At 52.6% G+C, this 20,596-nt stretch carries 10 protein-coding genes; 5 read left to right on the top strand and 5 right to left on the bottom strand.

The window, feature by feature from the left end:
* The 5 genes from BVK86_RS23155 to BVK86_RS23140 all read left to right on the top strand — a co-directional run bounded on the left by BVK86_RS23155 (position 1) and on the right by BVK86_RS23140 (position 9,281).
* On the top strand, positions 1-1,620 hold the full coding sequence (locus tag BVK86_RS23155; protein ID WP_075948632.1) for a DUF2300 domain-containing protein: 1,620 nt from the start codon (positions 1-3) through the stop codon (positions 1,618-1,620).
* 3 nt (positions 1,621-1,623) lie between these two features.
* Complete coding sequence (locus BVK86_RS23150) at positions 1,624-2,433, top strand: YfaP family protein (RefSeq protein WP_075948631.1); 810 nt, start codon at positions 1,624-1,626, stop codon at positions 2,431-2,433.
* A gap of 508 nt (positions 2,434-2,941) precedes the next feature.
* A complete protein-coding gene (locus tag BVK86_RS23145) occupies positions 2,942-5,479 on the top strand; it encodes an ABC-three component system protein (RefSeq protein WP_075948630.1) in 2,538 nt (845 codons plus the stop codon).
* Positions 5,476-6,180, top strand: a complete 705-nt coding sequence (locus BVK86_RS29560) for an ABC-three component system middle component 1 (protein ID WP_139315792.1) — start codon at positions 5,476-5,478, stop codon at positions 6,178-6,180. The genes BVK86_RS23145 and BVK86_RS29560 overlap by 4 nt, the downstream gene beginning before the upstream one ends.
* Positions 6,177-9,281: an AAA family ATPase gene (locus tag BVK86_RS23140; RefSeq protein ID WP_075948629.1), complete on the top strand. Its 3,105-nt coding sequence runs from the start codon at positions 6,177-6,179 to the stop codon at positions 9,279-9,281. The genes BVK86_RS29560 and BVK86_RS23140 overlap by 4 nt, the downstream gene beginning before the upstream one ends.
* Positions 9,282-9,514: 233 nt before the next feature.
* On the opposite strand, the gene BVK86_RS23135 is transcribed toward BVK86_RS23140, so the two are convergent.
* The 5 genes from BVK86_RS23135 to BVK86_RS23115 all read right to left on the bottom strand — a co-directional run bounded on the left by BVK86_RS23135 (position 9,515) and on the right by BVK86_RS23115 (position 20,545).
* The gene (locus BVK86_RS23135; protein WP_075948628.1) at positions 9,515-11,293 is read right to left on the bottom strand and encodes an Hsp70 family protein; all 1,779 of its coding nucleotides are present in this window, start codon (positions 11,291-11,293) and stop codon (positions 9,515-9,517) included.
* Positions 11,278-12,483 carry a hypothetical protein gene (locus BVK86_RS23130; protein ID WP_075948627.1) on the bottom strand — a complete coding sequence of 402 codons (1,206 nt, stop codon included), beginning with the start codon at positions 12,481-12,483 and terminating at the stop codon, positions 11,278-11,280. The genes BVK86_RS23135 and BVK86_RS23130 overlap by 16 nt, the downstream gene beginning before the upstream one ends.
* Before the next feature lie 3 nt (positions 12,484-12,486).
* Positions 12,487-13,554 carry a hypothetical protein gene (locus BVK86_RS23125; RefSeq protein WP_075948626.1) on the bottom strand — a complete coding sequence of 356 codons (1,068 nt, stop codon included), beginning with the start codon at positions 13,552-13,554 and terminating at the stop codon, positions 12,487-12,489.
* A 315-nt stretch (positions 13,555-13,869) separates the two neighbouring features.
* On the bottom strand, positions 13,870-17,148 hold the full coding sequence (locus tag BVK86_RS23120) for a DEAD/DEAH box helicase family protein (protein WP_075948625.1): 3,279 nt from the start codon (positions 17,146-17,148) through the stop codon (positions 13,870-13,872).
* 1 nt (position 17,149) lies between these two features.
* Complete coding sequence (locus tag BVK86_RS23115) at positions 17,150-20,545, bottom strand: DNA methyltransferase (protein WP_075948683.1); 3,396 nt, start codon at positions 20,543-20,545, stop codon at positions 17,150-17,152.
* Positions 20,546-20,596 lie beyond the last annotated feature (51 nt).

Below are 20,596 nucleotides of genomic sequence, written 5' to 3'. Positions count from 1 at the left end.
ATGTTCCGGCCTCTGGTCTGCTGGCTGCTGTGTTTGATCCCTGCGCTGACGCTGGCGCAGGACGAACCGTTGCGCCTGGCCTTCAAGGACGAATTGTTGTCTTTGAACCGGTCGCAGTTGATGTCCCGCGAACCGTTGTCGGAGTCGTTGCAGACACCGTTGGGCAGCGTGTGGAAGTTGTTTGTCTATGGCTGGCTGGTAGACACCGGCGCCCGTGAGCCGGCGTATGAGTGTCACGGACAATCGAAAGAGGAAGTCTATTGCTGCACCGCCGGTGGCAAAATCGAGCGCGATCAGGCGTTGGTGAAATCCTGCGGTTTGTATTTCGAGCAAGCACGATTGGGGATCGACGCGGTTGAGTGGCGGAGTTATTGGCAGGCTCGGCAGGCACCTCCATGGTTAGTGGATTTGGCTACTTTGCAGCCCTCGACCCGTGTTTCGGTGGTTGAGTTGCTCCGCGCGCTGGCCGTGATGCCGGCGCAGGTGCAGGCGCGGCGAGTGTTGCTTGATGTGGTGCTGAGCGCGGCTGATGGCATTGTCGTCGGCGAACTGGGTAGCCGCTTGCGGGTTAAAACCTGGAGCTGGCTGGGCGATCAAGACCCCACATCACGTCAGGGTGGTTTCGCGGGCTGGACAGCGGACGGCACGCCGATCTGGGCCGGCGGACGTGGGACCAGTCAGCGCGTGCTGCGCGATTTTGCGCAGGCATTGGCGACGGTGGTGCCTGCGTCCCGGCCTGCGGAAACCGGGAAGTGTGTGGAGGTCGAGTTGTTCTCTCGCTACCCGCTTCGGCGCGTAATGTCGGGTGATCGTGCGCAGTCTTCCGGGCCGCTTCAGGGCGATTTGCGTGTTGAGTTCGTCAATGGCAACCAGCTCGATATCCACAGTGACGGCGAACTGTTTCTGATCAATAAAAAACTCGTCGCCCGGCTGGATCGCGAGGAATACGTCGCGCGGGTGCTTCAACGCGAAGCCACCCCTGAACCGGTCGAAGCCGCCAAAGCCCTGGCCGTCGCCATCCGCACTTACCTGCTGCAAAACGCCACGCGAAACGGTGAATGCCTGAGCATCGACGACAGCAGTCAGCGGCAACGGGTCGCCCCACGACCGGCCACCACCGAAGCACGCAACATCGCTGCGTGGACCAGCGACCTGGTGCTGGCGGGCAGCGCCGTCACTTACCATTCTGATCAACCCGGGCCGGACAAATTGTCCTGGCAACACGCCGTCGAGCAGGCCCGCGCCGGCCAGCGTTATGACGCCATTTTGCTGCACGCCTACCCGCGCGCCAGCCTCAGCCGATGGGACAACCCCGTGGCCTCCTGCGATGCACTGCCCGCCGCGCAAGAGTGGCTGCAAAAACAGCGACGCGGCTGGCGTCCTCGTCTGGAAGGCGAAGTGGGCTACAACGAAGTCAGCACCTTCGCCGTCTGCCGCCTGAGCTTCGGTCGGCCCTATGTCGACCGCGAACGCCAGCGCATCTATGTGCGTGGCGTGCTGTCCTTGCAGGACCGCCTCGACCTGACGCACGAATACCTGCACCTGGCCTTTGAAGCACACCCCAACGGCCAGGATGAAACCTACATCGAAGGGCTCGCCCGCCACCTTTTGCTGGAATAGACCATGACACTTCGTTATTCACAGGTCTTGCTGTTGCTCTGTTCGCTGACGGCGTTGCCGTGGGCAATGGCGCAAGGCGTAAAACTCGACACCCCTTCTGGAGGCTGGCGAACCGGCGCACCGGAGGGCGAGGGCGAAAGTTTCCGTCAGACCGTCAACTATCCCGCCTCGTCGGTAAACACCCCGGCCGGGCAAGCCAATACCGCGCGAATCAGTGGCCAGATCCACGCCACACCGAAATCCGCCGAGCCCGGTCGGCTGATCGTCAACGGCGTCAGCATGCCCCTGAAAATCGACCCCGCCGGCCGCTTCGATCGCCCCTTCTCATTTCCCAATGGCAGCAACAGCGTCGAAGTGCGCAGCCCCGATGGCCAACAACGCCACCGCACGCAATTCCTCAACGCCAGCGGCGGCGCCACCCCGGCCAAACTGCGCGTACTGCTGGCCTGGGACAGCGACGGCACCGACCTCGACCTGCACCTGATCACCCCCGACGGCGCCCACATCTGGTACGGCGACCGCGCCGTCGCAAACGGAGCAGCCCTCGACGTCGACGTCACCACCGGCTACGGCCCGGAGATCTTCGCCATGCCCGCACCGATCAAGGGGCAGTATCTGGTGTATGTGAACTACTTCGGCGGCGGCTATCGCAGCGATGAAGACGGGCAGGAGGACGCTGTGCAACCGCTGACCACGGCGCAGGTGACAGTGATAACGGAAGAGGGCACGCCGAGCGAGAAGATGGAGACTTTTTTGGTGCCGATGAGGGCGGTGGGGGAGTTGACGTTGGTTAAGGGGTTTAGTTATCCGTGAGGAAGATTGTGATGACAGGGCGGGCACTGCTCGTTTTTAATTCGCTGTTTTTCAGGCATTAAAAAGCCGGCTTGTGGGCGGCGTTTTATTTCGGTTATTGATAATGTTTGTTGGTGATTGTTTCATTTTTTTGTCTGTCCCCCCATTTGTCCCCCCACTTGTGTGATGCGTGAGACTTGCAAGGGTAAATTGGATCGCCCGAGAGGGCGCTGATCTTCTATCAAAAAACGAGCTCTAGCTATCGACATCAGAAAGTGTAGCCGTAGGGTGACCTTCACCCTAGCGTTACGTTTACGGCAAACCACAAATATGCGTTAACATCTTTTTATCGCCCCAGTGAATATACTCCATCAGGCATTTAGGGACAGGGATATGCAAGGAACGTTTGAGGTCAGCTCGGGAGATTGGTGGAAATCTATGCCGTACCCGATGGTTACTAAGGCTTTGCAAGCCTCTCTTGTCTTGAAACCGTTGCGTGACTACAACGCGAGGCTTAGCCGTGATTGAAATGCTATTTCCACGCGACGTAATCACTGGCGCAGCATCTCAAACACATCCAGGCCTTTATGTGCTCGGGTGCTACGACAAACGGATTACCTTTTACTCCCAGCAAGTCCGTGCATTATCGTTGGTGCACGCATTGCATGCTGAAGGTTATCTCAGTGCTCCAAAGCGTATCGCTGTAATTGGAGCTGGAGCGGCGGGCGTCACAGCGGCGGCCGCGCTTGCACTAATAACCGATAGTGAGGTTGTTTTATTCGAGCGAAGTCACGAGTTGATGCCAATTCAAAAGGCTACGCTGCGACGTAATATTGATCCTCATATTTTTGATTGGCCAGAATGGGACACTGACGACCCTCTAGCGGACTTGCCGATTCTTGACTGGACAGCGGGGCCGGCACAGGGAGTGCGTAAAGCAGTGGCGTCCGAATTTGAGCGTATGGTTGGCGCGCTTAGCCCGCGGCTTAAAAAGCGTATGCGTCACCGCGTCACAGCCATTAACCCTGAACGTAAGTCTTTCGAGTTAGTCTTCGAGAGAGACGCTGAACCAGGAGAGGTAGAAGATTCCGTTGAGGATCGTGATCGGTTCGATATTGTGTTTATCGCAATAGGCTTCGGCTTGGAACCTACGCAGACTCTGGTAGGGATCCAGAATCAGAGCTACTGGAGTGATGCGGGGGTCCCTGTTCCTGAGTTTGAAGGCAGAACAAAGCCGCGTTTTTTTATTAGTGGGAACGGTGATGGAGCATTAATCGACTTTGTCGCTTCTGCTTCTATGGATTTCGACCATGCGCGTATGATCGCTACTATCACTAAGCATCCCGGCATTGAAGAGATTTTCGATAGTTTACAAGCAATTGATCTTCGCGCTCGTGGTGTGGAAGCCTCTGGTGAGCGTTTTGACTTGGTGGCAGCCTATGACGCCGAAGTCTTGTCAAAATTGAAGACGTTGGGACTTATCCAGGCTGTGGTTGGGCGCTTACGTCCAGGAGTACAGCTAGTACTACAAACTCGGCATCCCGAAATTTTCACTGCGGCGACCTCAGTTCTTAATCGACTTGCGGCCTACATCACAATGAAAGCGTGTGAAGCACGCCCGCAGCACAGCTTTGAACATATTCACTGTACCGATGTTCGCATCGTGGCGCCGCCCGAAGAATCTCCTTATGAGGCTACGCATTGGCTTGAATGCAGTGGCATGACTGTAGGTGCTCATTCGGTAATTATAAGGCGTGGCCCCAATCAGACGGCTGTTCGAGCGCCTTTCGCAAATGTTTTGAGCGGATTTGAGGAAGAGCATCAGACTTGGCTGAATCTACATGGGGACGCGACGCTTGTTCCGCGTCTCTCTACAGAGGCAAGAGGTTTTTTTGAATCAAGAGCGCGGGAAATGCACCTTCCTTCAGCCCCACGCGCTCAAATGGCGACGGCTGCGCTCCTAACGGACAGTATTCAGATCCGTCCTGTTCATGGTGGGGTAAGATGGTCAGGTTCGATGGCCGCCCCTGAGGTCATGGCTGCCTGGAGTAACACAGGCTCCCAATTACACATATTTTGTACTGATGACCCCAGCTCATATGGACCTGTAGCCACAGCAATAGTGCGTCTGGCAACGCACGCAAGCAGTTGTAAAATTATTGCAGATCCCGCCCGTTGGAGGTTTTTTGCTGAGCGATTAAGTAGTGAGTCGCTTCATGCGGAAGGGCTACAGTTACCAGAAATTGAAGCTGGAGCTTCAACTGCGGTCAATCGTAATCCTGTTACTGATGATCCAGGCGAACTGGCGCGTACGATTCACAAGGTACTCGACAGCTGGACATTAGATGCAATCGATAACCATATTACGGAGTATCTTGCTACGGGAAGGGATTCTGGTCGTAGAGTAGGTTTTAACGCCGCGATTACATTACGAGTTCGAATGCGGCCAATCTGGCTTCGTTGGAAAGCATCGTTCGATAGAGATGAAGTAATGCGTGCACGCTTTTTGCGTCTGCTCGTTTGCGCTCTCGACGATGATGATTCCATCGAGCTTGCACATGTGCTTGTTGGACCCGCGAAACTCACATCTTTGGTACGAGGTACTACAGTTGCACTCGCAATTGCAGCGGCATGGGAGACACTTGCCCCCTGTGATTTGGCTCCCGGAAATCTCTTAAGGTCGCGGGCTGGGGCTACTTCATGGACAGGCCATACTTGCGCTGCCGATCAAGTAGACGGCGTCCCCATGTCGCTGTGTGCTGCTCGTTACATGTGGCAAACTCAATTTGTTATTCTCTCCGTTCGCGGATCGATAGATCTGGCGATGCGAGCTGAGGAAGCTTTCTCTTCCACCGATCAACAACAACCAAACTTCACTGAGTCGTTTGGTTCCGGGCAAATCATCATGTCTATCGATGCTGCGCTGACCAAGGCGCTCGAAACAGGCCCGGCCGAGCTTGCACTCCTTCTTGATGGAATCGAACGAGCACACTTCGCGCAATTAATTCAGAAAATTGAACCTCAAGGAGAGGAACATGCTTATGACGTGCAGGAGGAAAAATTATGACGGATCAATTTTCCAGCGTCCATGCTACATCTCCCGGATGGTTTCTCGAAAACTTAAAAGCTGCGGCGGAGCAATGCGAGCTACAAGTTAGTGATTGGCCGGAGCTTGCGGGAGTTTCGTTTCGTGGGGGGGAGGCGTCTGCTTCGACTAGGCTGAGCCCAAGTGACTTACCTGCTGTGAAGTATGGAATTAAAATTGGACGCTACTCTGTTGTTGTCGGTGTTCTCCCCGAGGAACCAAACGCACCGGCAATACGTGAAACGTTACGCAGGTATCGAAACCAATGTGTTATCGCACGCTCTTTTTTATCCGCAAACCAAGCGCTTGATTTACAGTTGATGTTAGTTGGACCAAGAGGCAGTGAGCGGCTTTCTGAATGGCAAGCGCTAGCGCTTATGGTTGAGCGAGATGACCGCGTCGCGCGCAAACTTGCTTGGCTGATGCCTGAAGAAGAAGCTAATGATGGCGCAAGTTTTGGTGATTTTTTAAAACGAACATTTCTTGCGCGTCCTTGGAGCTTTGAAGGTAGATTTTCCGCAGCGGCCTTAGATCGTCTTAGTTCAGCAAGTGAAACAAGTATTAGCCCGCTACCTCGCAATGTGGCTGAAGAGTGGGAACAGATCGCGCTAGGTCCTGAAGAGGATCCAATGAAAATTGTCGATGCCTTGATCAATGCTTGGAAGCGGAGGCTGTCAGAATGAGCGGCATTTATCTTTCTAAGGTAAAAATTAAGGATTTTCGAACATTTGGCAATTTCGAAATATCACTACCGTCTGGCCCCGGACTTACCTTAATCACGGGGACTAATGGGCTCGGAAAAAGTAGTTTTTTTGATGCAATTGAGTGGGGGTTAACAGGGAAAATTCGACGTTTTGAGCGCTACAACAAAAATATCGAAGAAGATCAATATCTTCCCCGTCGTGGAGCTTTGGCCGGCTCGCATCAGGTTGAGCTAGGCTTCAGTGACGGCACCACCTTTGCGAGGGGGAGTGCGACAAGCCCAGAGTCCGCCGCAATAATTGAGTGCTTAAAGAATAGTGAATGGGGCCCAGTAAATGATCTAGGTACTTATCTTGCTTTTACGCATTTTCTTGGTCAGGCCGCTCAGCAGAGATTCACTAGTCGCGAAGGTCATGAGCAATGGAGCGCTTTAAAGGGGCCGAGTGGAATCGAACGGTTGGAGGAGGTTCGGCAGGGGCTGCGTGGCAGGTCAACTCAATTAGCGTTTACCAAACGAATTGATCAAGAACAGAATCTTCTTGAGGATCTTCAGCGTCAACTAGCTGAGTGGCAAGGGTGGAGTGCCAGGCTTGAGCGTTTGCAGCAGGCTGCAAGTGCATCTGGTGCCCACTCACCTGAAGAGTTGAAGGCGTCGATCACTGAACTTGAGCGAGAGATTGGATCTATTACGATTGTTCCACTGGTCGTACTGGAAGGAGCCAGTTACAGCCTTCGGCTCAACATGTTGTCAAAGCAAATCGAGGAAACTCAGCGAAAATTATTTGATCGAAGAGATTCTCTGGAGTCTATTGGAGCACTTCCTAGTAGATATGTCTCGCTCATGGCTGACGCACAAATCGATGGACCTGTGCTTACGAGCGCGCTCGCGGCGGTTGGAGCGGCACGGGTTTTAGTTGCTGAAAGCGAAAACGCTTCAATATCTAGTGCCATAATAGCCGATAAACAGGAAAAAGTAGTCGCAGCTATCAAAAGCGATGTTGAACTACTGGAGTTGGCTAGGCACGACTTAGAACGAAAAACTCAGCTTGAGCCACTGATTTCTGTCGTAAAAAAAGACTTGCGTGAACTTTTAGATTTAATTGGGAGTCACCGTTCTGAACTTACTAAGATTGATCAAGCAATTGCTTACGAAGGATTGGCGAAGAACGAGCAGGCGCAGGCACAAGCTGTCTTTGATGCTGCATGCCAAATCGTTGGTGCTTGTGCAAATCTGAAAGAAGTTGAGGCGTCAGCAACTTCTAGTGTCGCGGCATATCAGTCAGCACTTCAAGAAAGTACGCAGGCTATAAATGAGCGAGAGAGTCTTATTGAGTCTCGTGAAGAACTCGTTCAGCAGCTTGGAGAAGCCGATGTTGCTTTGGATGCTGCTCGTCGGCGATCGGGAGAAATTGAAGCGGCTGTGGCGCGTATCGCGCTTCACATCCATGAAGACGATACCGTTTGCCCCGTTTGTACCACTCCTTTTGAGCGTGGCGAGTTAAGGCTTATAATCAATGCTGCAAGTTCGGCAGTCGACGCTGAACTTGTATTGGCTCAAGCATCAGTCGAAAACTTAAATTCAGACCTTAGGTCTCTAGATCATCAAATTTATCAGCTCGACGAAATTATTGAACAGGTGCGATTGGCAAAGCAAAGGGCGCAAGCTGACGCGGCCAAGGTTGATGATATCCGGCGAACCATCTCCGCATCGCTACATGTGGAATCAACAGCTGATTTATTCGATGTCTCTGCTGCAAACTACACGAAATCACAAAGTATACGGATTGTTGCCGATGAAAAGCTTCGCGAAGCATCTGTGGCAACAGCAGGTATTCGCGCGCGACAGTTAGTAGTAAATACGGAGCTAGACGCTATGGTTGAGCGTCAGGACTACTATGTAGAGCGGATGTCAGTATTGGAAGGAGAGCTGAGGAACTGTTCAGAACGCCTAGTCGCTAGGGATATGGCGGGGGCAGATGCTGCGGATCTGGCCGCAAGGTTAGGGGGCGAGCAGGTAAAACTAGAAGCAGCTCTAAAGGCGCAGCGTCTGTTAGATACAGTGGCAGAAAAAACTGCTGCTGATTTAATTACTCATCGCGCTGGGCTTACAGCTGCGGAGCAGGTGTTAGACCAAGCATCAAGTGCACGTAAAGCGGCAGAACAGTCTGCGGCGGACATTCGTGACCAATGGATGACAGCAGGGTTCGAACTATCGCCTAGTGAGGCGGGTCTTGAAGCGGCACGTGTTGCGACTCTAAGCACTCTCGGACATCTGGATCAGATTGCATCCAGGCTCAGTGTTCTTGCTCGTGAAAATGAAGCAACACTTCTTCAGCAGGAAATTGAGGTTGTGCGAGCGGCGATGTCCGCAGCGGCAGGTAGTGACGCAGTATTCGCTGATCAGGTTCAGTACGAAGCTGTTCTTAAAGAGCGAGTGAAGTCAGCACGTGATGCGCTCAAATTATCAAAGAGCACAAAAGTAGCAGTAAATAAATTTACTACTGGTCTTAAGAAAGAAGCCATAGATTTTTCTACGCAATTCCTCGTTCCTTTAAATAGAGTAATTGATGATTTCAACGAGGCAATGTTAAGTGCGCCGGGCGAGACGATTCGGTTCAACGCAGAGCACCGCGTCGATGCCACTCGCTTCGAAATGAAACTACATTCTCGTGATCGAATTGATAATGCGACGCTCGACAGGTCGTTGCCGCCGCAGATAGTTCTGAGTGAAGGGCAAATTGCCGCAAACGGTTTTAGTATTCTCTGTGCTGCAAGTACTGCATATCCTTGGTCTCGGTGGCGTGCATTGCTACTGGATGATCCGTTGCAGCATAACGATATTATTCATACGGCAGCGTTCGTTGATGTAATGCGCAATATGGTTGAGTTGAAGGGTTACCAGCTAATCATGTCTAGTCATGATAGAGCAGAAAGCGAATTCATAGCTCGGAAGTTTGATGCGGCAGGCCTACCCTGCTCGACGGTGACATTGACCGCGCCGTCTGCTTCCGGGGTTCAGTATGACGAAACTTCTGATAACCGTGTGGCGGCGCGAACTCGATGGAACGCTATGCGGCAATAGTTTAGTGATTTTTTATATTGGTTTTATTTGTTGGCCGTTTTTCGGCTTTCTATATGACTATATTTCTGTAGGAGGAAGAGGTTGTGAAGGAATGCATAGTTCTCTTCGGATTTGTTGACAGGAATTCGTAGAGAAGAGGGTTTAACCCGTCCGGCCAGCACGTTCTCTTGGCTTCCACCAAATTTAGTCAAGATGGATTGAGTAGGTGAGGTTGCCGGCGGGTTACCGTTTCATCAACCCCGACAGCACTTTTCCGACCACTGCGCGCCGCAGTTTGAGCATGGCTGATATCTGACATCTTCCTCCTTCTGCAGGGGTGTGAATTGTTTGCGCAGATAAATATGCTGATCGTTATAGGCCTTTAGTAACTCACCAGGAACGGTATCCCAGCGCTCGCAATCATTGGTCACATTGGCCTGAACCACGAGTTGCTTTGGGCCTTTGGTATCAATACGCAGGTTCACGCGGTTTTTTTTTTGCTCCGCATCAGCGGGCTGTTCATTCACCACCAACGAGAACTCAAGATCGTAGAACTGAATCTCGACCGTATCTTTCCGGTCGTTGGCAATCGCGCGCGTATGCAGGATAAGGTCGTCGTCAATAGTCACGGTCAGCTCGATGCGTTCACCCAAGGGCGGGAACGCCGGATTCACTTCCACTACCAGGCTTCCATAAGTGGTCCTGGGGTCTGCAGCTGCAGACTTCTGGACCATTTGGGGGCGCTTGAAGGTAAAGATGGCCTTTCCGTCACGCGGGTCAGAACAGTACATCGACTGCTTTTTCTGGATGGACTCACCGCGTACTGGTAAGCGTGTTCCTTCATGAATGATGGTCAACAAAGAGTTTCTTGCCTCGACCAGTTCGAAGGGTTTTGCCAGTGCCAATTGCAGATTGTCATGGGCGATCCAGGCAGCACCTTCTGAGATGATACGGTCGCCTTTTTCGGAAATGTGCAGGGCAGAAACACCGAAAATTTCTGTCAGCTTGCTCTTTATAAGCGGCATGTTGACTAGGCCGCCAGTCGCAAGACAGAGCGATAGGGTTTGTGGGTCGACATCGGCCTTGTCAGGTGCGAGGAGAGCATCGATCTCGTTGATGCCCTGGTTGATCAACCTGGTGCAGACTTTTTCAAGCTCATAGCGTGTGAGCCAAATATCGATTTCGGTTTCTTCGGCGCTCTCGCCTTGATAGTAATCCGGCAGAAAAATATGTGTTTTTTCAAGCGTGGAGAGAGTGATCTTGACGCGTTCGCATTGGGTCAGCAGTTGGGCGCGCATTCCAGGGTTGACCGATAGCTTTTCCTCGGCGGTCCAACCAAATTTGGCCGCATGCTGATCGGTGACATAGGAGAGGATGGCATCATCCAGATAGTCACCGCCAACCGAATTGTTGCCCCGGTTGAGGATCTGCACCAGAGCACCATTAACTACTTTGCACAATGTGAGATCTAGTGTTCCACCGCCCCAGTCAAATACTAGGATCATCCTGTCCTCATAGAAAGATAGGGCGTCATGAGTGTTATCCAGATCCTTGAAATAGCCATACAAGGCCGCTAGTGGCTCATGTACAAAGGTATCGACATGCACGCCCGCCTGCAGCAGCGCTTCGCGCAAATCCTGACGACCCCGTCCATCCAAGGCAACCGGGATAGTCACGACTGCGCGGGTAAGGTCGGCTACCTGCTCTTCGTCCGATGCGCGAGCATGTTCAATCAGGTGTTTGATGTAGTCGGCAATTACGCCAACAGGTGTCATCACCCGTCCATCGACGTTCACATGCTCCTTACCCAGCAGTTTTTTCGGGCCGCGCACGGTATTACCCAGAACACCTATGACCCGATTCTCTAGCTTGTCGCGTGCACTCCGACCACAGATTACCCGATCGCCCTCGTATCGCACTACCGAGGGGTGCGGACGCCCTGTGTCATCAAACGAGGAGATCTTGCTTTCGCGGGTGACGACAGAAATCAGGCTGTTTGTGGTGCCGAAGTCGATGCCTATTCTTTGAACCATTGGATATCCCTTCCGATGCTTTCCACCGCCAGTTCGATATGATGCGCGGCAACTTCCGTTTTCGGCTTTTCGCGTTGCAAGGCCGAGAGTGAGAGCTTAAGCGGTTCTAGCACATTTTCAGTCAGCAGGTTGAAAGCTCTTGCTTTGACCTGCCCAGTGTTGTCGCGTAAGTGGGTGCGCTTGGCCCGCTCGTCCAACTGCTGCTCCTCAAGTATGTGCTGCAGTTGGCTGATTTCCGCCTCCATTGCAGAAATTCGCTGAGTTTGCTCTTCAGTGATCCGCTTGTGTTCAGCTAGTTGCGTCTTGAGCCGCGCAGCTTCTTGCTCGCTACGTTCAAGTGCAGATTGCAGGCGTTGGCCATGTGTAACCTGCTCGTTCGCCCGTTGCTTGAAGTAGTCGAGAGTGTCGGCCAGCAAACTCTCGTGCTGGGCGCACTTCTCAGCTAGATAAAGGGCAACGTCACGATTGCTCCGATTGCGTGATTGGCGTTTCTCGAGCAGTTCTGTGAAAAACACCATCGCCTCAGATGGATCGCTTTTACCGTTGGCAAGCAGCCAAAGCCCACCGATCAGTAGCAGATTGTCGCGCTGAATGGCTAGCTCGGTCGGGGTCAAGACTGTCGAACCAGCAACGGTGTCTGTTACGCTGTCTGTCAGCAGTGTTACAGCCGGCATGGCCCGTACATGTTCGATCCGCCTGCTGTATAACGCTGCAATGGCATTGCACAGGAACCGCAGCGGGGTGGCGTCGAGTCCCTTGTCGCTGTCCAAAATATCCTGAAACAGGTCATGCGACTCACGATGCCGGTTGATCCACAAAGCGCTGGCAAGTCGAACACAAAAAGTCATTAACGCATGACGCTGTGCACCCTCACGGCATTTGCTGGTAGCAACTGCCATTAGCGCCAGCGCATTGAGTTGCGGGTCGGTTTTCCTCGCATCCACAGCCACTTTATCCGCCACATGAGCATCTAGTTCAGCAGTGGTTTGGCAACTGACGATAGCCTTGAAGTCGGTCCGGCTCAGGGTCGCTGGCTTGATGTTCTGATCTTTGTCCACGCTGATTACGAAGACCTGCGAAATAATCTCCGCGATCGGTTTGGCCTGTGTAGTTGGCTTCTGTTTTCTAGCCGGCTTGGCCTCAGCTGCTCGCTGTTGTGGCAATGCAGTATCTGAATCATGTCCGGTCATGGATCATTTATCTCCAGTGAGGGTGTTGAACACATCATCATGCCTGAGCTTCTTGCGGTACTTTTCGACCGCGGTCATGTCCTCGACCGCCACCGCTTTACGGAAACACAGGTAGTTGAGTTTGCTAGTGTCCTGCAGCGACCGGTACTTGACGGGTAACCAAGTGATTCGTTCCTCGATATCTGCCAACGTCGAATCGGAAAAAGATGGAATCAGATTTGCAAGAATGAACTCAGAGGACTGATCCACGGGCAGTTGTGCATCTGGCGATGCGAATGTACTGCCAACTAAGTCGTCACCGCAGAAAAAGGAGATAGTCCTGTCCATATCGGGTAGACCTGAGGCTTTCTGCATAAAACTGAAGTCGTTTCTGTTGAATCGGATCACGGCGCGCACAGCCGCTGCAAGTGGCGTAGTGTAATCTCTCAGAGAATCCAGTGCCTGATTGAAGCGTTTGTCGAAATCTTCGAACGTGGTGATGTCAGATAGGTGATCTTTGGCTTTCAAGCCGTGGAGGTAGCGCACCAGTCCGTCTACGTATCGGCTGACGGTGTCACAGTGTTTGACGGAGGCAGTGAATCCCTCGAGCAAAGGATCGGCAATACTGCCGGTAGAGAAATGCGCCCTGAAGGCCTGATCAATCTCAGTCAGTTGCTGAGGGTCGGCGATGCACACCTCAATCTTGAGGCTTTTTTCCAAAGTCTCATTGGCATAGGTGACACTAAAAAAGCCCCTACTTACTGACTTCAAAGCCAGAGTCAGTTCGGTGATAGAGCCAAGTGGCTGGCCGTTGAGTTCAATCTTGCTAACATTGCGTGCAGCAATGTCGCCAAGCTGGATCGGCGTATTGATCAGCAGACGTGTGGCGCCGAGCTCACGGTCACGATAGAACATGGTTGGATTTAGCAGCGGGTGCTCAAGTTCGTGCTGTTCGCGTACGGCAATCGACTTGAAAACCTGGTTGCAATAACGGCATGTATAGCCGGTCGGTAAGGCCGAGGAGCCAGGCTCAGTGCCTCTTTCCCATAATCGGTCCAGACCTGTTTCCTGAATCCATCCCAACGTTGGCATGCAGGCTCCTTATTTCGCGAGTGCATCTTTCGTAGACCCAACGCCGAGATTAGGCAAAATGCCATCGCTCTGTCCATGACTGTTAGCTGGTTAGTCCGCTTAACAGACAGCCTGGAACCGTCGAAGGAGTACATCTACCTCACCATGCGGTAAACCGTCGTGCAACAGCACTGTCAGGCGAGTGGCGGCGGTTGGTAAACAGATAAGCACAGTGCAGCTTCGCCGCACCGAACGCCGCAACCACCCGCGCCATGGCGGTCACTCATCGAAGTGATGGGCCATAAATGCCCAGCACTTCAAAAAAGAGATCGGGTATTAAGGTTGCACCAACGCCATCACTTTGCTGATGTAGTCCGGCTCTCCAATGAAGAAGACATGCAGAGCGTTCAAATCAGGTACCGGTAGCCCTTGTTGGCTCCACAAGTATTCGATCCGCATGCGGTTAGTGCTCGGCGACAGGATGATCGACTCCAGCTTCACGCCAGGGTCACTCAAGCGCGCTTCCAGATCTTTAATGCTCTGCGAGAGCTGAATTTTGTCACTGCCGGGACCTTCGTGTTCTAGTCCATGAGGATCAATGAAACAGATGCGTTGGCTGCCATCCGCCTTCAGGTACCAGAGAATGAAGTCAGGATAAAAATTACCGGCCTCAAAGAAGCCAATGCCCTGCTTGACCAGGTTGCGCAGCAGGAAAATACGCTCGCCGCGTTCGGTAAGGGTTGCTTCGTGGGCCTCCAGCCAGATGCGCAAATCGTCGACGAATTGGAACTCGGACTTATTGAGGGCGACGGGTTGGATCTTCACTTTCTCACTGGATAACAGTGGCTCGTAGAGGTGAGCGGCAAGCTTCAAGCCTTGTACGTACCCATGATCACGCCAGCCAACTTGAGCGAGCTCTTCCTTCAGCGCCTTGATGTCGTCGATTAGGTATTGCTCGGTGGCCTCGACAATCAGGTGGTAGTTAATATCGTCAGCCGGCAGGTTATCGTTGTCGCGGGTCAGCAGAACCAGCTCCATTCGGGGATCGAGGTATTTTCGCTTTTGGTGATTGAAGCAGCGCTCCAGTGCGCCGCTGAGTAGCTCGAAAGCGATCGACTGCCAGTGGCGGAGATTTGCCATCGAAGGTGCCCACCAATGCGCTGGCACCAGGATGCGATACCAGTCTGGGGTTTCCAGCAGTGGGCGTAACATTTCAGCTTTTACGATGACGTTGTCCAGGTGTCGCTGGCGGCGGAAGCGCTCCAGATCGAACCACAGCTTGTCCCAATCGAGCATCGACAGGCGCAGGGCATCGAAATGGCGTGGTGGGTTATCGATTGCCTCAGGGGCCTGGCCCATGACCTCTTTGGCCTGGATCATCTGCAGGCGTGGGAAGCGATCAACAACCAATGGCATTCCTCCCTTGGTCAAGCCAGGAGGGAGAGCACCGATAGTGAGATCCACGATGGGGCCATGTTTACGGAAGTCATACTGCTCCTGGGTGTCCTTGCGGAACTTGGAACGGAGGACCTTCAGCTTCTGGCCAAAGTCGTGGGTGACGTTGAGGGTGATTTCCTCAACATGAGGTGCATCGTTCGGCGGTAGGCCTTCGCTTTCTAGGAAGTCGCGGAAGGTTGCCATGAAGTCGGCTTGCACACCGAATACGTTCAGCGTTTCCAGGAAGTGAATATCCTTTGGTGGATTCACCGGTTGATAGCGGCTGGTACGCATCAGGCTCATTTCTTTGCCTTTTAGGCGCACTCCACGTCCGAACAGCTGAATGATCTGTGCGCCTTCGCTCTGGCCCATGCGCATAAGGCCGAGGCTGGACACCCGCCAGCAGTCCCAGCCTTCGATGAACTTCTTCGAGCCGACCAACATGTGAATGGGAGAGGTTGGTTTATGTACGTCGCCAAATACGGGCTCGCCAAATTCGCTAGGGCGCACCTCGGCCAGGGACTGCTTGTTTTCCAGTTCTTCCTGAACGTGTTTGGCCAGCGCAGCGGCATCGCCGACATTGATCACGCCAAAGGGTTGGTCGGCTTCGCCAACCTTCAACAGCAACTCGCCGCTGTCGCCTTTCACGCGCTCGATCACCAAGTGACCGCCGCCCGGGGCATGGAACAGGCGCTGACAGATGTCGGAATAGAACTGTGCTGCGGTTTGCTTCAAGCCTTTCAGGTAGGGGAACGACTGCACGAAAATATCGTGCCCTTGGGCATCGAGCAGACCTGTCTGCTGGCTATTGCCATTGAGCACGGTATGGATGAGCGAGGTGAAGGCTTCACGGTGCGCAAGAAAGCGCGCAAGGAAGTCGAGGATCTGCGCCACATCGGATGGCGATACGCTTTCCTCATCAACCTTGCGTCCAGTAACGCTGGCGCCGACAAAGACCCACAACGGCTTTTCCAGGTTGTAGCCGGTGTAGCGATTGCCCGCCTCAGTAAACATGCGCAGCTGCTGATAAAACCCCAGCAGGGCTGCGGCTAGGTAGGTGTCCTTGTGGGCCAGCTCATCCTTAGGCAGGTTGAAGATGCGGTAGTCCTTCCCATAACCGTCCGCATAGAAGTAGCGGTAGCTGTAATCGAACAGTACTGCTTTGGCGTAGCTCTCGGCCAGCACACGGTCGTTGGCTGCCTTGACTGCCTGCTTGAAGGTGGCGGAGTACTCGAAGGTGAAGCCCTTGGCCGCCAGCTTGTCACGCTTACTTTTCCAGTCGCTGCCGCTCATGCCACGGTGACCTTCGTCCACCAGCAATAAGTTGGCATCGCCAAAGCTGTCGACGGCCATCTGCTTGACCTTCTGCTCGTCTGCGAGTTTGGTGATTTCGGTCAGCAGCGGCACATCAAGGGCATTTTGCCCGCGTGAAATTAGGTCGCTTTCTTGGCGCAGCGGCTCCGGGTAGAAGCCGTTTTCGCGCAGCTCACGCTCGTGCTGCTCGGACAGGCGTTCGTTCGGTGAGAGCACAATGACTCGGCTGAAAGCGTCAGCCTGCCCGGTCGCACGCGCATGCTGGGCAAACTGCAGCAAATTCACATGCATGAGCAACGTTTTGCCGCTACCCGTGGCGTTTTGCAGGCAGAGCTTGTTGAGGTCTTCAACAGCGTATGCGCCGATGCCCGATTCGCGCCCTTGGCCTTGGTGATGAAGGTTGAAACGCTCGATAAACTCATTTAGTACGGCGCAGAGACCCTGGCGGTCGTTGAAATAACGGTCGAGGTAGATTTCAACAAACAATAGAGTCAGCCACTGGAAGTATTTCCAGGCAATTTCTCCTTTGTACTTACGACGGGCATTGATGACCCTCGTATGCGCAACCAGATTGGCGTCAAAACGCTCCAGTTCAACGGGGGTCAATGTCGCATTGGCAGGCAGGTGCGAGATTAGCTTCGCCAGAAAGCGGTGCTTGCCGTCCGGTCCTATGCCTGGCTCGACGCTACGCAGAGATTTGGCAATTATCTCCAGTGGCCGCACAGTGCGGCCTTCATCCTTGTGAGTCACCAGCGGGTCGATACCAAACAGGCTGATGAGGTACTGATTAAGTACCAATGCATCCTGAAAGTGACTCGCTACCAGTGGTGGCTGAGCTTTGTTTTTACGTGGGGCGCGGGCCATCTCAAGCGTCCTCCCACATGCGCTGGGCGAAGGTCTCTTCGATCAGGCGCACGCGTGTGGCGGCATCGCCATCGCTGGGCAGAGCATGATTACCATTCACGTAGATATAGTCGTATTCACTTTCACGCGGATTGATGCCGCGTTTGTTCAGCCATGCTTCCAGTGCAGCTTGATCGCGACCAGAGTCTCCGGTCAGCTTGCGCCAAATTACCAGGGCACGCTCACGCGACAAATCGTCTCCCGGTGCGCGGAAGATGTGGCCTTCCACAGCACGGAACCAGAACTCGCCATCGGCACGTTCCTTGATGGCGCTTGAAAGCCAGCGCGTATCTTGGTCTTTGGGTAGCTCCGGATCAGTTTCACGCACAAGTTCGATGGCATAGCGGCGTGGTTGATCGAGGTGGGCGACATGCAGACCAATGAGCCAGTTGAAGGTCTCCACCAAGTCGATGTTTTTTTCCACTTGGGCATCGCTACCAGGTTGCTTGACCTTGAGTTTGTAGGACGTCGGGTCAGTAAATTCGCGAACATTAAGCAGGCTTGGGCTGCCGGCGGTTTCGAACTCCAACCAATACTTGAGAAGATACTCACGTGTCATCTCGACGGAGTCGACCGATTTGGTGTTTAGATGTGGAGCGTCTGGCAGTTGCAGATTGTTTAACGTGTCTTCGAAAGATTCTAGGCGCAGATATTTAAAGCAATGGCTAATTCCGTCTCGGGAAATGGGTTTTTCATTTCTCCAAGTGTCTGAGTACGCAGATTTTTTAATTCTTGGTAGCAGTACGGATGAGAAGTGCTCACCCATCTCAAAAAGAACATATTTGTCATTGGTTTGGTTTTTTCTGTTTGTGCTTATAACTGCGTGACCTGTGCTTCCTGAGCCTGCAAAATAATCCAGAACATAATTCCCTTCTGCATTTTGGGCCATCTCGATAAGTCGAGATATCAGTTTTATAGGTTTTTTTCCTAATGGGAAGTCAACTGCGCCTTCGTGTTTCAAGTTGTTGGTGTCGATGTCGATCCATATTGTGGATGCAGGCTCGGCTATAGCTTGAGCTCCATCAACAATTCTTACGGATTTTGAAAGGAAATAAAACTGTCTTCCTCCGAGTAGATACATATTTTCGCTAGTGTCACGCTCAACTTTAACTACTTCATTTTTATTGTTTTTCGAGTACTCAATATGATCGCGAAGCCAAGGTGCTGGCTTTTGTAAAGTTTTAGTTTCGAACACTCGACTCGCATTTTTTATAGCGAATTGTTCGCATGCGTTTTCAACAATTGCAGATGCAGCATCCCCCCATTTCTGGCGTGCTAGCTTCATTCCAGCTGCAGAGTTTTCACATTCAAATCCCAGATCTTGAAGAACTTGAACCTTAATAGGCTTGAATTCCCAGCGAGAACAATCTTGCTCCGGGTTCACAATAAATCTTGAAAAGTGAGCGAGATCCACAGGTTTTTTTACATAGCTGGTTGTGTAGCTGTAATTGCTTCTGTCTTTTGCCGCAAAAATTAATCTGTCAGATATGTCTACTGGGCCTAGGTTTACGGTGCGAAAGCTGGAGGCGGTAGAGCACTTTGTAGTCACAGTTGTTATGTAACTTTCATCTCCAAGAGAGCTTTCGAGTAGTCCCCTGTATCGCCAGTCTTCAATGTCGTTAAGGTTGCAGACAATGCCGGCTGAGTTTGAAAGTAGCTCCTTTGCAAGGCTCAGTCTATCTGCTTGCATGGAGCACCAGCTGGAGTGCCTGTAGTTATCCTTGTAAACAAAATCATCTCCACCGGTGTTGTATGGCGGATCTATGTAGATCAGTTTAACCTGATTGCTAAGTTTTTCTTTTGTAATTGACAACGCTTGAAAATTGTCGGACTGGATGATTATTCCGTTGCAGGTTTTGTCAAGTTCACTCTGGGTTGCCAGTATCTCTGCTTTTGTTTCGTCATCAAAAAAACAGGTGTCGATTGTGAGGAATTTATTGAATTTCAAAAACTCAATAGAGAGAGGTGCGCTGTACCCAGGCTGGGCCATGTCGCCCTTAATTTCATCAATCGCAAATAATTTAACCCACTCTTTCCGCTGCTGCTCATTGGTTGCAATTTCTGGATAGAATCTTTCCGGTATGCGATCCAGGGTGATGCAGTACTGCGTCTCGACAACGAATTTTTTCTTGAGCCAGAGTTTTTTCTGGAAATCTTCGAGCTGGGCGAGAAAGTCGATAATGCGCCGTGCAATCTTGCGCAGGACGCGCAATTTTTTTAGATATTCATCCACGCGCGGACCATCGGCCGCCTCAATATCGTCAAGGCGGATGATCTCGTTTTTGATATAAAAATCCAGTTCGCGGCGCAAGAAACTACCGAGATTTTTGTGAATGAAGTAGTCCATGGTGTTGCGTGCTGTGAACTGGCTCAGATACTTGGCTAGTATTGTGCGTGTTGGCTGCTTATCGGTGGGGGCTGGCGCAAATAGCGGCTGTTCAAAGTCCCGAAGCTCTGGATATTTGAAAACTAGGTTGGCGAGCTGCTCGCCTACCACCTGTTCGGCCTCTGTCAGACGTTTCTGCTGCCAGGTGCCAGCTTGACCGGACTTAGTGCTGTCAGGGCTGTAGTCGAACTGCACAACGAGTTCCGGTAGCCCTTGATCGTTGATTTCCAGCTTCAGCGGTTCCGCTGTGTGGATGATGAAGAAGCGCTCCTGGCCTTCTTTTACGTTGTTGTGCTCACCTTCCGCTACTGCTGCCAGACGGAAATGCACCTTCAGTGGGGTTGTGATCGCTGGCTGGAATTCGAAGCCACTTTGGCGGCCCTGTTCCTTGGCCTGTGCTGCTGTGAGGTCGAAAGTGAAATTACTGAGTGCCTCGCTCGACTTGATGTAGTACTGGTCTTTGTTGGCCCAGTGCAACATGACCTCACGGCCATCGTAGGGCACAGCATAGGGAGCGGCACGGCTGTCGTTTTCGGAGACAAAGTAGCGCTTCGACATGAAGTCGCCCTTGTCGTAATAGCGGCTGAAGAAGCGGTACAGGTGTTCGTACACCTGGGCATCGTCAGCCAGTACGCCGCCACCATCGCGTGCGTGCTGCTGGGCAAGCTCGTATTCCTTACCGACCTTGGTTCCGCGATATTCAGGCTTCAGTTCACCCGTGGGTAAGAAAGCATCTTCCCCGAGCGTCTCGGCGACTTTTACGCGTGCGGCTTCTAACGCGTCATGAGCGTTACTTTGCGATTGGCCGGCGAAGTGGGCATCGATCTCGCTGCCCAGTTCAGTATCGATAAAGGCTTTGATCTGCGCGCTTCGGGCGTGAAGGATGCGGTACAGACTGTAGTGGTCTAATGAAACCGGACACCCATTTAGGCGAGAATGCTCGCCAGATAGAGGTGTCTGATGACCAAACAACGTCGTTCTTTTTCCGCTGAATTCAAACGCGAGGCCGCAGGCCTCGTGCTC

The organism is Pseudomonas reinekei (assembly GCF_001945365.1).
In the GTDB taxonomy this organism is placed as follows: Bacteria; Pseudomonadota; Gammaproteobacteria; order Pseudomonadales; family Pseudomonadaceae; genus Aquipseudomonas; species Aquipseudomonas reinekei.
This window is presented reverse-complemented; position numbering and strand designations above follow the sequence as displayed.